The organism is Streptomyces sp. FIT100 (assembly GCF_024584805.1).
GTDB lineage: Bacteria > Actinomycetota > Actinomycetes > Streptomycetales > Streptomycetaceae > Streptomyces.
Map to the genome: position 1 here is coordinate 4992779 of NZ_CP075715.1, position 14539 is coordinate 5007317.

Consider the following 14539-nt stretch of genomic DNA (forward strand, 5'->3'; position numbering starts at 1 on the left):
ACGCTCGCTGCGTCGTAGTCAGTCGCCGACGCTCCGCGTCGACTCCCTCCTCCGTCTTGCGATCGCACGCACCAGACCCCGCTCACTGATCCGGCCTGACCCGGAAGCAAGGCCCACCCGGCGGGCCCACACAAAACGCATCCGCGTCAGTCCTTGATCTCGCAGATGACGGCGCCGGACGTCAGGGAGGCGCCGACCTCCGCGGCGAGGCCCTTGACGGTGCCGGAGCGGTGCGCGTTGAGCGGCTGCTCCATCTTCATCGCTTCGAGGACGACGACGAGATCGCCCTCGTTGACCTGCTGGCCCTCCTCGACGGCGACCTTGACGATCGTGCCCTGCATCGGGGAGGCGAGGGTGTCGCCGGAGGCGGCGGGGCCGGACTTCTTCGCGGCGCGGCGCTTCGGCTTGGCGCCGCCGGCCGCGGCGGTGCGGGCCAGGGTCATACCGAGCGAGGACGGCAGGGAGACCTCAAGCCGCTTGCCGCCGACCTCGACGACGACGGTCTCGCGGCCCGGCTCCTCGTCGGTCTCCTCGCCGACCGGGGCGGCGAAGGGCTTGATCTCGTTGACGAACTCGGTCTCGATCCACCGGGTGTGGACCGTGAACGGGGTGCCGTCGGCCGGGGCGAAGGCGGGGTCGATGACGACCGCGCGGTGGAACGGGATGGCGGTGGCCATGCCCTCGACCTGGAACTCGCCCAGCGCACGGGCGGCGCGCTGGAGCGCCTGCTCGCGCGAGGCGCCGGTGACGATGAGCTTGGCGAGCAGCGAGTCCCAGGCGGGGCCGATGACCGAGCCGGACTCGACGCCCGCGTCCAGGCGGACACCGGGGCCGCTCGGCGCCACGAAGGAGGTCACGGTGCCGGGCGCGGGCAGGAAGTTCCGGCCCGGGTCCTCGCCGTTGATACGGAACTCGAAGGAGTGACCCCTTATCGCCGGGTCGTCGTACCCGAGCTCCTCGCCGTCGGCGATGCGGAACATCTCGCGGACCAGGTCGATGCCGGTGACCTCTTCGGTGACCGGGTGCTCGACCTGGAGGCGGGTGTTGACCTCCAGGAAGGAGATGGTGCCGTCGGTGCCGACGAGGAACTCGACGGTGCCGGCGCCCGCATAGCCCGCCTCGCGCAGGATCGCCTTGGAGGCGCGGTACAGCTCGGCGTTCTGCTCCTCGGACAGGAACGGCGCCGGGGCCTCCTCGACCAGCTTCTGGTGGCGGCGCTGGAGGGAGCAGTCACGGGTGGAGACGACGACGACGTTGCCGTGCTGGTCGGCCAGGCACTGGGTCTCGACGTGGCGGGGCTTGTCGAGGTAGCGCTCGACGAAGCACTCGCCGCGGCCGAAGGCGGCGACGGCCTCGCGCACCGCGGAGTCGTAGAGCTCGGGGACCTCTTCCAGCGTGCGGGCGACCTTCAGGCCGCGGCCGCCGCCGCCGAAGGCGGCCTTGATCGCGATGGGGAGGCCGTGCTCCTTGGCGAAGGCGACGACCTCGTCCGCGCCGGAGACCGGGTCGGGGGTGCCGGCGACGAGGGGGGCGCCGGCGCGCTGGGCGATGTGGCGGGCGGCGACCTTGTCACCGAGGTCGCGGATGGCCTGCGGCGGGGGGCCGATCCAGGTGAGCCCGGCGTCGATGACGGCCTGGGCGAAGTCGGCGTTCTCGGAGAGGAAGCCGTAGCCGGGGTGGATGGCGTCGGCACCCGAGTCGGCCGCTGCCTGGAGGACCTTCGTCATGTCCAGGTAGCTGGCGGCCGGGGTGTCACCGCCCAGGGCGAACGCCTCGTCGGCCGCACGGACGTGCAGTGCGTCACGGTCCGGATCGGCGTAGACGGCTACGCTCGCGATCCCGGCGTCCCGGCATGCACGGGCGACGCGGACAGCGATCTCGCCTCGGTTGGCGATGAGCACCTTGCGCACGATGGCTCCCTCCTTGCTGTGTTGTCCGGGGGGATGCCACCCCCGGTCTGCGGCTACGCCGCGGGCCGGAACCCCGGTCGGACTCACTCGCCACGGCCGGAGCACTCGGCGGGTCACCGCGCCGAAGACTTCGCTCAAACACGCTGAGTTTAGGGACTACCGACACGGCCTTTCGACCCGTTCCCACTCGTGAGCTTGCCCATACGGAGGGTGATCCGGGACGTCCGTGCACCGCGAAACCCCTTGTCGCACCACGGTACGCCGGATTCCTGCTGAGCAGCGTAGCCCCCTCATGTGGTCAAGGTCTCTGCGTGGCGGGTCAGCGGCGCGACACGTTTCTTTGTGGAGTCCCTACGAATGGCCGAATGATTCTTTGCCTGTGTCCGGGCCCTTGTCCGGAGGTTTACCCGTTAGTAGCGTGCGCGGTGTCATTCGTACTGCAGGTAACAGAGGCAACAGTCGCTCGGAACGTGGGAACTGAGGGGTGGGCGCCGTGGCGCGCAGACCGGTGGCCGTGGTGGCCGCGCTCGTGCTCTTCCTGGAAGCCGTCGGGATCGTGGTGATCAACGGGATACTCGCCACCTTCGTCGGCGCCCAGAACATGTCGCTGGACGGGCTCGACCCCGATGCCATGCAGACAGGAACCTGGGTGATGGGCGGCGTCTTCGGCCTCTTCCTCGCCGTGTGCGGGCTGGTCGCGCTGCTCGCCGGCCTGCGCGACCGGGCACCCGGCCGCTTCGGGCGCATCCTGCTGATCTGCTGCGCGGTCACGCACGCGGTGCTGGGCGCGGTCAGCGTGGGCCTGGTCGGCTGGCACGCGTTCGCGTTCATGATGGTGTCGCTGGGGCTGATCGTGCTGACGCTGGTGGCGTACGGGAAGCGGGAGGAGCCGGCCGCGGCGGGCCGGGGCGACGGTCCCGTGCCGGCGGCCGCGGACGGTGGCGCCGCGCCCGCGTAGTACGGCCGCGCCCGCGTAGTAGCGGGTGCGGTGCCATGCGGCTGCGGTGCGGCTCAGGTCCAGAGATCGGTGATCCGGATCCCCAGCTCGCCGAGGAGCCGCCGCAGCAGCGGCAGCGAAAGCCCGATGACATTGCCGTGGTCGCCCTCGATCGAGTCGACGAACGGCGCCGAGCGGCCGTCCAGCGTGAAGGCGCCCGCCACGTGCAGCGGTTCGCCGCTCGCCACGTACGCGGCGATCTCGTCGTCCGTCGGCTCACCGAAGTGCACCGTCGTCGAGGCGGTGGCGGAGGCCCGGCTGCCGGTGGCGGTGTCGATCACGCAGTGACCGGTCCGCAGCACGCCCGCGCGGCCGCGCATGGCCTTCCAGCGGGCGGTGGCCTCCTCCGGGTCGGCCGGCTTGCCGAGGGCCTCGCCGTCCAGCTCCAGCACGGAGTCGCAGCCGATCACCAGCGCCCCCGCGGCCCGGTCCAGGCCCGCGACGGCGGTCGCCTTCGCCTCGGCGAGCACCAGCGCCAGCTCGCCGGGGGTCGGCGCGCTGAGCGCGTCCTCGTCGACCCCGCTGACGATCACCTCGGGGGCGAGCCCGGCCTGCCGGAGCAGTCCGAGGCGGGCGGGGGACGCGGAGGCGAGGACGACGCGGCGGCGCGGCTGATCGGTCATGCGGGCCATGGTAGGCGCCGGAGCGGAGGGTGCGGAGGGCGGTCCGGGAGCGCTCAGTGCAGTCCCACGACGATCATCGCGACGATCATGGCGAGCGCCAGCAGGATGCCCGCGCGGCGCATCATCGCCTGCATGTCCCGCATCTCCTGCGGGGGTTCGTTCTCGGGGTCGGACCAGAGCATGCGTCCGATCGTGCTGCGGCGGGTGTGCGGGGCGCCTGAGTATCCGTACTCAGGGCCCGCGGTGCCGAAGGACTAATTCACGGCACCGCGGGGGTGAACGGAACGCGGCGAGAGGGCCTAGGTGTATTGATCACGAGCGGGCCTAGCCGGGCCAGAACGTGCGCGCCCACGCCCGCGGACCCGGCCGCAGCGCCCGTGCCCGCGCCCGTACGATCCGCGCCGGATCCGACCAGTCCTCCGGCACCCGGGGCGCGCCGGACGCGGCGGAAGCCGTCGCCGCGGCGCGCGCCTGGACCACCGCCAGGGCGGCGGCCAACTCCTCCGGGGTCGGGTTTCCCCGTACGACCTTGATCACAGCGGCTCCTCTCGGCCGGGGGCTTGCAGGCTCGCGGGCCTGCGGGCTTACAGGGGGATGTTGCCGTGCTTCTTCGGGGGGAGGTTTTCCCGCTTCGTGCGCAGTTGACGCAGGCCCCGCACGATATGCGCACGCGTGTCGGACGGCATGACCACCGCGTCGATGTAGCCGCGCTCGGCCGCGATGTACGGGTTGAGGAGCGTGTCCTCGTAGTCCGCGATCAGCCGCGCCCGGGCGGCCTCCTGGTCCTCGGCCGCCGCGATGGTGCGGCGGTGCAGGATGTTGACCGCGCCCTGTGCGCCCATGACCGCGATCTGGGCGGTCGGCCAGGCCAGGTTCAGATCGGCGCCGAGGTGCTTGGAGCCCATGACGTCGTACGCGCCGCCGAACGCCTTCCGCGTGATCACGGTGATCAGGGGGACGGTCGCCTCCGCGTAGGCGTAGATCAGCTTCGCGCCGCGCCGGATGATGCCGCTGTACTCCTGGTCGACGCCCGGGAGGAAGCCGGGCACGTCCACGAAGGTCAGCACCGGGACGTTGAACGCGTCGCAGGTGCGCACGAACCGCGCCGCCTTCTCGCTCGCGTTGATGTCGAGACAGCCGGCGAACTGCATCGGCTGGTTGGCGACGATACCGACAGGGAAGCCCTCGACCCGGCCGAATCCGGTGACGATGTTCGGCGCGAACATCGCCTGCGTCTCCAGGAATTCGCCGTCGTCCAGCGCGTGCTCGATGACGGTGTGCATGTCGTACGGCTGGTTGGCGCTGTCCGGGATCAGCGTGTCCAGCTCGCGGTCCTCGTCCGTGGGCTCGATCGACGCCTCCTCGGGGAAGGCCGGCGGCTCGGAGAGGTTGTTCGACGGCAGATAGGAGAGGAGCGACTTGACGTAGTCGATCGCGTCCTTCTCGTCGCCCGCCATGTGGTGCGCGACACCGGAGGTGGTGTTGTGCGTACGGGCCCCGCCCAACTCCTCGAAGCCGACGTCCTCGCCGGTGACGGTCTTGATCACGTCGGGACCGGTGATGAACATGTGCGAGGTCTGGTCGACCATCACCGTGAAGTCGGTGATCGCCGGGGAGTAGACCGCGCCGCCCGCGCAGGGGCCGACGACCAGCGAGATCTGCGGGATCACACCGGAGGCGTGGGTGTTGCGGCGGAAGATCTCGCCGTACATGCCGAGGGCCATGACGCCCTCCTGGATACGGGCGCCGCCGGAGTCGTTGATCCCGATCACCGGGCAGCCGGTCTTCAGCGCGAAGTCCATCACCTTCATGATCTTCTGGCCGAAGACCTCGCCCAGGGAGCCGCCGAGGACCGTGAAGTCCTGGGAGAACACCGCGACCGGACGGCCGTCGACCATGCCGTAGCCGGTGACGACACCGTCTCCGTAGGGGCGGTTGTGCTCCATGCCGAAGTCGGTGGAACGGTGCCGGGCGAATTCGTCCAGCTCCACGAACGAGCCCTCGTCCAGGAGGAGTTCGATCCGCTCACGGGCCGTCAGCTTGCCCTTGGCGTGCTGCTTCTCGACCGCGCGGGCCGAGCCCGCGTGTGTCGCCTCCTCGACACGGCGCTGGAAATCCGCGAGCTTCCCAGCGGTGGTGTGGCTGCTTCGAGCTGTGGGGAGGGCGGTCTCTTGGGGCTCTGCCGGCTCGGACATCGGGATGCGGCTCCCTGCCTGGTCACGGGGGTGGTGGCGAACGGCTACTGACTCGTAGCGTATCGGCGCGGATACGGTTCGGCAGTGCGGCGTTGGCCACACACCGGCGGAGGGCGAACCGGTGTGGAAACGCGCCGCCGGTTCGCGTCCGCCGGGGGCGAGGGGCCAAGCTGGGCCGCATGACGCCTCCCGCCGCATCCGCAGGACGCTGGTCCGACCTCGACCGCCCGCCCCTCAACGCCCCCGCGCTGCGGCGCGCCCTCGTGCGCCCCGGCGGGCTGTGGACCTCGTTCGACGTCGTCGAGTCGACCGGCTCCACCAACTCCGACCTCGTCGCCCGGGCCGCCGGCCTCCCCGAGGGCGCCGTGCTCGTCGCCGAGGAGCAGACCGCGGGACGCGGCCGTCTCGACCGCGGCTGGAGCGCTCCGGCACGCTCCGGGCTCTTCCTCTCCGTACTCCTCAGGCCGGCCGGAGTGCCGGTCCGGCGGTGGGGCTGGCTGCCGCTGCTCACCGGCGTCGCCGCCGCGACCGGACTGGCCAGGGCCGCGGGCGCTGACCTCACCCTCAAGTGGCCGAACGACCTGCTGGTCAAGGTCGCCGGCGAGCAGCGCAAGACCGGCGGCATCCTCGCCGAGCGCACCGGGGACGACGGCGTCGTCATCGGGCTCGGCATCAACGTCTCGCTGCGCGAGGACGAGCTCCCGGTGCCGGGGGCCGGCTCCCTCGCCCTCGCGAACGCCGTGTCCACCGACCGCGACCCGCTGCTGCGAGCGCTGCTGCGTTCGCTGGAGCACTGGTACGGGCAGTGGCGCGCCGCGAACGGCGACCCGCATCTCTCGCGGCTCCAGGAGACGTACGCGGCGGGCTGCTCGACCCTCGGTCTCACGGTCCGCGCCGAGCTGCCCGGCGACCGGTCGCTCGTCGGCGAGGCGGTCGCGATAGACGGCGACGGCCGGCTCGTGGTGACCACGCCGGACGGCGAGGATCACCCCATCGGGGCGGGCGACATCGTCCACCTGCGGCCGGAGACTCGCTGACCCGGTCGGCCACCGGGACGTGAGCCAGGGCACACCTGTCGTATCGTTGAGGCCGCGCTGGGGGTCCGCGGCATGTGCGGGCCGGCACGGCATGACAGATCGGCAGGACAGTGCGCAGGGAACGGGCAGGAGGCGGCCGGTGACCGTCGACGACACGACTTCCGGTTCCGGCGCGGGCGCTACCGGGGGTTCCGGTGGTGGGTCGGGAACGCCCTCCGGCGGGTCCGGTTCCGGCTCGGGTTCCGGAGGCTCTGGCGGCTCCGGTGGCTCTGGCGGCTCCGGCGGGTCCGGTGGGTCCGGTTCAGGTTCCGGTGGCTCTGGCGGCTCCGGCGGCTCCGGAGGATCCGGTGGGTCCGGGTCCGGCAAGCGGTCGGAGTCCGGCGGCTACCCCACCCCCCACCACGAGGTCGACCACACGGCCGAGCCGACCAAGGACCCGCTGGCCATCCGCCTGGAGCAGCTGATCCTCGGCGCCGACCGCCGCTACACCCCCTTTCAGGCCGCCCGCACGGCCGGTGTCTCCATGGACCTCGCCTCCCGGTTCTGGCGGGCGATGGGCTTCGCCGACATCGGCCAGGCCAAGGCCCTCACCGAGGCCGACGTGCTCGCCCTGCGCCGGCTCGCCGGCCTCGTCGAGGCGGGGCTGCTGAGCGAGCCGATGGCGGTGCAGGTGGCCCGGTCGACCGGCCAGACCACGGCACGGCTCGCCGAGTGGCAGATCGACTCCTTCCTGGAGGGCCTGACCGAGCCGCCCGAGCCCGGGATGACCCGCACCGAGGTCACGTATCCCCTGGTCGAGCTGTTGCTGCCGGAGCTGGAGGAGTTCCTCGTCTACGTGTGGCGGCGCCAGCTCGCCGCCGCGACCGGCCGTGTCGTGCAGGCCGGGGACGACGAGGAGATGGTCGACCGGCGGCTCGCGGTCGGCTTCGCGGACCTCGTCGGCTTCACCCGGCTGACCAGGCGCCTGGAGGAGGAGGAGCTCGGCGAGCTCGTCGAGTCGTTCGAGACGACCTGTGCGGACCTGGTCGCCGCCCACGGCGGCCGGCTGATCAAGACGCTCGGCGACGAGGTGCTGTACGCGGCGGACGACGCGGGTACGGCGGCGGAGATCGCGCTGCGGCTGATCGACACGATGGCGAACGACGAGTCGATGCCCGCGCTGAGGGTCGGGATCGCCTTCGGGACGGTCACGACGCGCATGGGCGACGTCTTCGGCACCACCGTGAACCTGGCGAGCCGGCTCACCTCGATAGCGCCGAAGGACGCGGTCCTGGTGGACGGGGCGTTCGCGGAGGAGCTGTCGCGCACGGGGGACGCGCCGGTCTCGGAGGCGCGGGCGGCGGAGGAGGCGGCCGCGGCCGAGGAGGCCGAGAAGAACGGCGAGGAGCCGGCCGAGCGGCCGAAGTACCGCTTCGCGCTCCAGCCCATGTGGCAGCGGCCGGTGCGCGGACTGGGCGTCGTGGAGCCCTGGCTGCTGACGAGGCGCACCACCTAGGCCCATGTCGTCGAAGTCCCGCCTGCCCCGCGACGCCTGGCACGGCACTCCCCCGTAACCCTTCGGGCACGGGAGGTGCCCCCACGCTGCGTTGTCGAATCGTCCGAGTAGCCCACTGCGAGGACGACTCTCCGCCTTGCGATGCACCGCACCAGCCGCCGCTGGGCCCGCCCCTGCGGGCGGACGGCGCTACTTCGACGACAGGGCCTAGGATCCCCTGGTGAACCATCGTTAACCCGTTGACCAGGAGGGGTGTGCACATGTCCGAGGAGCGCTTCGGGGAATTCGTCGCCGTACGCCGGCACGAGGACGGCCACGTCGCCGAGCTGGTGCTCGACCGGCCCAAGGCGATGAACGCGGTCTCGACGGACATGGCACGGTCGATCGGCGCGGCGTGCCAGGCGCTGGCGGCGGACTCCTCGGTACGGGTGACCGTGCTGACGTCGTCCAACGAGCGCGCCTTCTGCGTGGGCGCCGACCTCAAGGAGCGGAACTCCTTCAGCGACGCGGACCTGGTGCGGCAGCGGCCGACGACCCGTGCGGCGTACACGGGAGTGCTGGAACTGCCGATGCCGACGCTGGCCGCGGTGCACGGTTTCGCGCTCGGCGGCGGGTTCGAGCTGGCGCTCGCCTGCGATGTGATCGTGGCCGACGCCACGGCGGTCGTCGGGCTGCCCGAGGTGTCGGTCGGGGTGATCCCGGGCGGCGGTGGCACACAGCTGCTGCCGCGGCGGGTCGGGGCCGCGCGGGCGGCGGAGCTGGTCTTCACGGCGCGGCGTGTGGAGGCGGGCGAGGCGCGGGAGTTGGGCCTGGTGGACGAGGTCGCCGAGGACGCCCGTACGGCCGCGCTGGAGCTGGCCGCGCGGATCGCCGCGAACTCCCCGGTCGGGCTGCGGGCGGCCAAGCGGGCCATGCGGCTCGGACAGGGGCTCGACCTGCGGGCGGGGCTGGAGGTCGAGGACGCGGCATGGCGGTCGGTGGCCTTCTCCGGGGACCGGGCGGAGGGCGTCGCGGCGTTCAACGAGAAGCGCAAGCCGGTGTGGCCTGGCGAGTGAAATCATCCTGATTGTCCCTAAGCTGGGGTGATGGGTGAGGATGTCCGACTGCGAGCGGTGGTGGCGCTCGCACAGTCGATGGCCGCCGCGCGTACACCGCGGGAGTCGTGGCGCGCGGCGGCGGTGGGCGCGCGCGAGGCGCTGTCCGGGAGCTTCGCCGCGCTGTCGGTCTGGGAGCGGGACCACGGCAGGCTGAAGGTGCTCGTCAACGCGGGGGAACGGGCCGCGGACGAGGAGGAGTTCCCGGACGGCGAGACATATCCGGTGCACCGCTTCCCGGAGATCACGGAGTTCCTGCACGAGCAGTGGGCGGGCGGCGGAGCGCCGCGCGCCTGGGTCGAGACGGCGGACGGCCCGGCGGCCGGCGAACACGGCTACAGCCACCAGCGCGTCGACGCGCTGCGCCGGCGCGGCCGGGGCTGCTGTGTCGTCGCCCCGATCGTGCTGCACGGGCGGGCGTGGGGCGAGCTGTACGTGGCCAGGTCCGCGGGGCGGCCCGTCTTCGACCGCGACGACGCGGACTTCGCGACCGTACTGGCGCAGGTCGTGGCGGCGGGGATCGCGCAGCAGGAGCGGCTCGAGGAGGTGCGGCGGCTCGCCTTCACGGACCCGCTGACCGGCCTTGCCAACCGGCGGGCGGTCGACGTACGCCTCGACGAGGCGCTGGAGCGGCACCGGGCGGAGGGTGCGGTGGTCTCGCTCGTGGTCTGCGACCTCAACGGCCTCAAACGGGTCAACGACACCCTGGGCCACGCGACCGGCGACCGTCTGCTCGAACGTTTCGGCTCTGTGCTCTCGCTGTGCGGGGCGATGCTGCCGGGGGCGCTGGCGGCGCGGCTCGGCGGGGACGAGTTCTGTCTGCTGACGGTGGGGCAGGCGGCGGACGAGGTGGTGAAGGTCGCGGACGAACTCTGCGAGCGGGCGGGCGAGTTGAAGCTGGGGGAGGGGGTGGCGTGCGGGGTGGCCTCGACGGGCGACCCCATCGGGCCGGTGCGCTCGGCCCGCCGCCTCTTCCGCCTCGCGGACGCGGCCCAGTACCGTGCGAAGGCCGCGCGCTCGCGCGGGCCGGTCGTCGCGGGCCGCGACGACACGGTCCTGCCCCTCGCGGACACGCCTCCCTCGACACCCCGGGACCGCCGCCGCTTCCGCGACGCGTCCCGCTGAGTCCGGGGGTGCGGGAACGAGACCGCCCCCGATTGCGGCCACCTGCTCTCGCAGAGGTGTAAGGACCGCCTCCCCGCAGGGATGGTGACAGAGAGGGATTCAATCCGTAGGGTGCTGAATATGGATATGCACACTGTCGTGGTGGGGACCTCCGGCACCACCGTCGAGGACGTCATCGCCGTCGCCCGCGCCACCGCCCGCGTCGAGCTCTCCGAGGACGCCCTCGCCGCCCTCGCCGCCGCCCGGGAGATCGTCGACGCGCTGGCCGCGAAGCCCGAGCCGGTGTACGGGGTGTCCACCGGGTTCGGCGCGCTCGCGACCCGGCACATCGGGCACGAGCTGCGCACCCAGCTGCAGCGCAACATCGTGCGGTCGCACGCCGCCGGCATGGGGCCCCGCGTCGAGCGCGAGGTCGTCCGCGCGCTGATGTTCCTGCGGCTGAAGACCGTCGCGTCCGGGCACACCGGCGTACGGCCCGAGGTCGCGCAGACCATGGCCGACGTGCTCAACGCCGGGATCACGCCCGTCGTGCACGAGTACGGCTCCCTCGGCTGCTCCGGAGACCTCGCCCCGCTGTCGCACTGTGCGCTGACCCTCATGGGGGAGGGCGACGCCGAAGGCCCCGACGGGACCGTACGCCCCGCCGGCGAGCTCCTCGCCGCCCACGGCATCAAGGCCGTCGAACTGCACGAGAAGGAAGGGCTCGCCCTCCTCAACGGCACCGACGGCATGCTCGGCATGCTGATCATGGCCCTCGCCGATCTGCACCGCCTCTACACCTCCGCCGACATCACCGCCGCGCTCTCCCTCGAAGCGCTGCTCGGCACCGACAGCGTCCTCGCGCCCGAGCTGCACGCCATCCGCCCGCACCCGGGCCAGGCCGCCGCCGCCGACAACATGCTGCGTGTCCTCGCGGGCTCCGGGCTCACCGGGCGGCACGCCGACATCACGGGCGACGCGCCCCGCGTCCAGGACGCCTACTCCGTGCGCTGCGCCCCGCAGGTCTCCGGCGCGGGCCGCGACACCCTCGCCCACGCCCAGCTCGTCGCCGAGCGCGAGCTCGCCTCCGCCGTCGACAACCCGGTGGTCCTGCCCGACGGCCGCGTCGAGTCCAACGGCAACTTCCACGGCGCCCCGGTCGCGTACGTCCTCGACTTCCTGGCCATAGCCGCCGCGGACCTCGCGTCGATCGCCGAGCGCCGCACCGACCGGCTCCTCGACAAGAACCGCAGCCACGGCCTGCCGCCCTTCCTCGCGGACGACGCGGGCGTCGACTCGGGCCTGATGATCGCCCAGTACACGCAGGCCGCCCTGGTCAGCGAGATGAAGCGGCTCGCCGTCCCGGCCTCCGTCGACTCGATCCCCTCGTCCGCGATGCAGGAGGACCACGTCTCGATGGGCTGGTCCGCGGCGCGCAAGCTGCGCACCGCCGTCGAGGCGCTCACCCGCGTCGTCGCCGTCGAGCTGTACGCCGCGACCCGCGCCGTCGAGCTGCGTCGGGGCATGGCCCCTGCGCCCGCGACCCGCGCCGCGATCGACGCGCTGCGGGCCGCCGGTGTCGAGGGACCCGGCCCGGACCGCTTCCTCGCGCCCGACCTGGCCGCCGCCGAGGTGTTCGTACGGGAAGGCAGGCTCATCACGGCCGTGGAGCCGGTCACCGGCCCGCTGGCCTAGGCGATGTCCCTGGCGCCCTGGCGGACGGAGAAGGACAGAAAACCCGCGCCGATCGCCAGGAAGACCGCGCCGCCGATCACGTACGGCGTCGTGTCCACGCTGCCCGTCTCGGCAAGGCGCAGCTCCTCGGAGCCGCCTTGCCGGGACGCCGCGGCCGAAGCCGATTCGGAGCCGGAGCCGGAGCCGGAGCCGGAAGCGGAACCGGAGTCGGAGTCGGAGTCGGAAGCGGAGGCTGCGGCCGGCTGCTGAGCGGACGGCGCCGCCTCCGCGGTCTCCGCTTCCGCCGTCGCGTTCGCCGAAGGGACGAACCAGAGCGCACAGAGCAGGGTGCCTGCTGCGGCAGCGGTCAGCAGCGGGCGGCGAGCGACGGACACGGGATCGATCCCCCTTGTGACAGCGGCGACTTGGCCGTGTTCGGTGATGCTGCGGGCGATGCTAATGAAAGGAGCGGGTCGCAGGAAAGTCGCGGTCCCCCCGGGGCCTACCCTCCGTCGTATGACTACTTCTGAGACTTCACGCTATGTGCGGCTCCACGTCGAATTGGTACTGGAGGTCGCGGAACCGGAAGCGCTGACCGACGCCGCCCTCGAACGCATCGCGGCCGACGAGTACATGCAGGACACCGAGCGTGCCCAGGCCGGTTCCGCCGTACGCGAGGACCCCGCCGAGGCCCTCGCCTATCTCGTCGATCCGGTGGACTTCGTGAGCCAGGTGCCGGGCGTCGATCTCGCCCAGGCATCGTGGAGCTGCGAGGAGATCGAGTACGACCCCGAGGCCGAGGAGTGGGACCTCGACGAGGACGAGAACTGACGGCGAGGACGGTCAGGGCTGCGGGACTGCCAGGGCTGCGGACTGTCAGAACTGAGGACTGACGGCGAGGGTCGAGGGCAGAAGCCCGGACATGGGCGGCCGGTCGCGGGCCCGGCCGCCCATGTGTGCTGGAGGTGCAACCGAAGCGGCCGGGCCTGCGTCGTTGACTGGTGGTGCCCGAGTGGTGGGCCCGGTCGCTGCGGGACCGAGTGGTGCCGGATCGAGTGGTGTTTCCCACATCTTCCGCACAGGCGGAAGCGGGCAGGTTGTTATGGATGTTCTGAACAAGAGTTGGCAGGGATCGGCGACGATGGAGAAGCGTGTGATGACGGTCAGCAAGCGGCGCAGGCGTCTCATGCCCGTGTCCGCACTGCTCGGCGGCGTACTTGTGCTCACCGGCTGCAGCAGCGACGCCGACGGTGCGACCGCTGATAGCTCGAAGACGTCGCAGGCCCAGGTCGACGAGGCGGCCGCCAAGGACACCTCGGACGCCCGAATAGTCATCTCGCCCAAGAACGGCGCCACCAACGCGAGCATCAACAACGACGCCAAGGTGACCGTCAGCAAGGGCAAGCTCACCGAGGTCACCATGACCACGGCCGACGGCAAGGCCGTCGAGGGCACCCTCGCCGCGGACGGCACGAGCTGGAAGCCCGACGGCCAGCTGGAGCGCGCCACCGTCTACAAGATCGCCGCCACCGCCAAGGACTCCGAGGGCCGTGAGGCCCACGAGAACTCCTCCTTCACCACCGTCTCGCCCGACAACAGCTTCATCGGGAACTTCACGCCCGAGGACGGCTCCACCGTCGGCGTCGGCATGCCGGTCTCGATCACCTTCAACAAGGCGATCACGGACAAGGCCGCCGTCCAGGGCGGTATCTCCGTCTCCAGCAGCAGCGGCCAGGAGGTCGTCGGCCACTGGTTCGGCGCCCAGCGGCTCGACTTCCGCCCCGACCAGTACTGGCAGGAGGGCTCCACCGTCACGCTGAAGCTGGACCTCGACGGCGTCGAGGGCGCCGACGGCGTCTACGGAGTCCAGCAGAAGACGGTCACCTTCACCATCGGCCGCAACCAGGTCTCCACCGTCGACGTCGCCACCAGGACCATGACGGTCACCCAGGACGGCAAGACGGTCAAGACCATCCCGATCTCCGCCGGCTCGCCCGACAACCCGACCTACAACGGCCAGATGGTGATCTCCGAGAAGTTCAAGGAGACCCGGATGAACGGTGCGACGGTCGGCTTCACGGACGACGACGGCAAGGGCGAGTACGACATCAAGGACGTCCCGCACGCGATGCGGCTGTCCACCTCGGGCACCTTCATCCACGGCAACTACTGGGGCGCCGACTCGATCTTCGGCAGCGCCAACACCAGCCACGGCTGTGTGGGCCTGAACGACGTCAAGGGCGCGGGCGACAAGAACCAGCCCGCCGCCTGGTTCTTCGACAACTCGATCACCGGCGACGTCGTGATCGTCAAGAACTCCAAGGACAAGACGATCGACCCCGACAACGGCCTCAACGGCTGGAACATGAGCTGGGCGGAGTGGACGGCCGGCTCGTCCGCCTGATCCGCG

Annotated in this window: 14 protein-coding genes; 8 read left to right on the plus strand and 6 right to left on the minus strand. The window is 71.8% G+C overall.

What is annotated here, in order from left to right; genetic code table 11:
* Positions 1 to 146: 146 nt before the first annotated feature.
* Positions 147 to 1910 carry a biotin carboxylase N-terminal domain-containing protein gene (locus tag KK483_RS22645; protein WP_262007041.1) on the minus strand — a complete coding sequence of 588 codons (1764 nt, stop codon included), beginning with the start codon at positions 1908 to 1910 and terminating at the stop codon, positions 147 to 149.
* A 493-nt stretch (positions 1911 to 2403) separates the two neighbouring features.
* Between KK483_RS22645 and KK483_RS22650 the strand changes: the two genes are divergently transcribed.
* Positions 2404 to 2868, plus strand: a complete 465-nt coding sequence (locus tag KK483_RS22650) for a hypothetical protein (RefSeq protein ID WP_262007042.1) — start codon at positions 2404 to 2406, stop codon at positions 2866 to 2868.
* Positions 2869 to 2921: 53 nt separating this feature from the next.
* On the opposite strand, the gene KK483_RS22655 is transcribed toward KK483_RS22650, so the two are convergent.
* From KK483_RS22655 to KK483_RS22670, 4 genes are all read right to left on the minus strand, one after another.
* Positions 2922 to 3539 (minus strand): nucleoside triphosphate pyrophosphatase, encoded by a 618-nt coding sequence (locus KK483_RS22655; protein ID WP_262007043.1) that lies wholly within the window; start codon positions 3537 to 3539, stop codon positions 2922 to 2924.
* Between the two features lie 44 nt (positions 3540 to 3583).
* Positions 3584 to 3712, minus strand: coding sequence for a morphogenic membrane protein MmpB (gene mmpB / locus KK483_RS22660; protein WP_262007044.1), 129 nt, complete (start codon positions 3710 to 3712; stop codon positions 3584 to 3586).
* 142 nt (positions 3713 to 3854) lie between these two features.
* Positions 3855 to 4067, minus strand: a complete 213-nt coding sequence (locus KK483_RS22665; protein ID WP_262007045.1) for an acyl-CoA carboxylase epsilon subunit — start codon at positions 4065 to 4067, stop codon at positions 3855 to 3857.
* Between the two features lie 47 nt (positions 4068 to 4114).
* On the minus strand, positions 4115 to 5725 hold the full coding sequence (locus tag KK483_RS22670; RefSeq protein WP_262007046.1) for an acyl-CoA carboxylase subunit beta: 1611 nt from the start codon (positions 5723 to 5725) through the stop codon (positions 4115 to 4117).
* 179 nt (positions 5726 to 5904) lie between these two features.
* Between KK483_RS22670 and KK483_RS22675 the strand changes: the two genes are divergently transcribed.
* The 5 genes from KK483_RS22675 (at position 5905) to hutH (ending at position 12150) form a co-directional block, all read left to right on the plus strand.
* A complete protein-coding gene (locus KK483_RS22675) occupies positions 5905 to 6762 on the plus strand; it encodes a biotin--[acetyl-CoA-carboxylase] ligase (protein ID WP_262007047.1) in 858 nt (285 codons plus the stop codon).
* Between the two features lie 139 nt (positions 6763 to 6901).
* Complete coding sequence (locus tag KK483_RS22680; RefSeq protein ID WP_262007048.1) at positions 6902 to 8257, plus strand: adenylate/guanylate cyclase domain-containing protein; 1356 nt, start codon at positions 6902 to 6904, stop codon at positions 8255 to 8257.
* Positions 8258 to 8517: 260 nt separating this feature from the next.
* Positions 8518 to 9312 (plus strand): enoyl-CoA hydratase/isomerase family protein, encoded by a 795-nt coding sequence (locus tag KK483_RS22685; RefSeq protein ID WP_262007049.1) that lies wholly within the window; start codon positions 8518 to 8520, stop codon positions 9310 to 9312.
* A 30-nt stretch (positions 9313 to 9342) separates the two neighbouring features.
* Positions 9343 to 10476: a sensor domain-containing diguanylate cyclase gene (locus KK483_RS22690; RefSeq protein ID WP_262007050.1), complete on the plus strand. Its 1134-nt coding sequence runs from the start codon at positions 9343 to 9345 to the stop codon at positions 10474 to 10476.
* 126 nt (positions 10477 to 10602) lie between these two features.
* A complete protein-coding gene (gene hutH, locus KK483_RS22695; protein WP_262009645.1) occupies positions 10603 to 12150 on the plus strand; it encodes a histidine ammonia-lyase in 1548 nt (515 codons plus the stop codon).
* Here the strand turns inward: hutH and KK483_RS22700 are convergent.
* Positions 12147 to 12524, minus strand: coding sequence for an LAETG motif-containing sortase-dependent surface protein (locus tag KK483_RS22700; protein ID WP_262007051.1), 378 nt, complete (start codon positions 12522 to 12524; stop codon positions 12147 to 12149). The genes hutH and KK483_RS22700 overlap by 4 nt on opposite strands.
* A gap of 121 nt (positions 12525 to 12645) precedes the next feature.
* Here KK483_RS22700 and KK483_RS22705 point away from each other — a divergent pair, with 121 nt between their 5' ends.
* Both KK483_RS22705 and KK483_RS22710 read left to right on the plus strand, forming a co-directional pair.
* Positions 12646 to 12960, plus strand: coding sequence for a hypothetical protein (locus tag KK483_RS22705; RefSeq protein WP_262007052.1), 315 nt, complete (start codon positions 12646 to 12648; stop codon positions 12958 to 12960).
* A gap of 310 nt (positions 12961 to 13270) precedes the next feature.
* Complete coding sequence (locus KK483_RS22710) at positions 13271 to 14533, plus strand: Ig-like domain-containing protein (RefSeq protein ID WP_262007053.1); 1263 nt, start codon at positions 13271 to 13273, stop codon at positions 14531 to 14533.
* The last annotated feature ends 6 nt before the right edge of the window (positions 14534 to 14539 follow it).

Excerpts from the sequence above, each read along its gene's own strand:
- KK483_RS22655 (WP_262007043.1), bottom strand. The coding sequence starts at position 3,539 with ATGGCCCGCATGACCGATCAGCCGCGCCGCCGCGTCGTCCTCGCCTCC.
- mmpB (WP_262007044.1), bottom strand. The coding sequence starts at position 3,712 with ATGCTCTGGTCCGACCCCGAGAACGAACCCCCGCAGGAGATGCGGGAC.
- KK483_RS22670 (WP_262007046.1), bottom strand. The coding sequence starts at position 5,725 with ATGTCCGAGCCGGCAGAGCCCCAAGAGACCGCCCTCCCCACAGCTCGA.
- KK483_RS22675 (WP_262007047.1), top strand. The coding sequence starts at position 5,905 with ATGACGCCTCCCGCCGCATCCGCAGGACGCTGGTCCGACCTCGACCGC.
- KK483_RS22685 (WP_262007049.1), top strand. The coding sequence starts at position 8,518 with ATGTCCGAGGAGCGCTTCGGGGAATTCGTCGCCGTACGCCGGCACGAG.
- KK483_RS22690 (WP_262007050.1), top strand. The coding sequence starts at position 9,343 with ATGGGTGAGGATGTCCGACTGCGAGCGGTGGTGGCGCTCGCACAGTCG.
- hutH (WP_262009645.1), top strand. The coding sequence starts at position 10,603 with ATGCACACTGTCGTGGTGGGGACCTCCGGCACCACCGTCGAGGACGTC.
- KK483_RS22705 (WP_262007052.1), top strand. The coding sequence starts at position 12,646 with ATGACTACTTCTGAGACTTCACGCTATGTGCGGCTCCACGTCGAATTG.
- KK483_RS22710 (WP_262007053.1), top strand. The coding sequence starts at position 13,271 with ATGGAGAAGCGTGTGATGACGGTCAGCAAGCGGCGCAGGCGTCTCATG.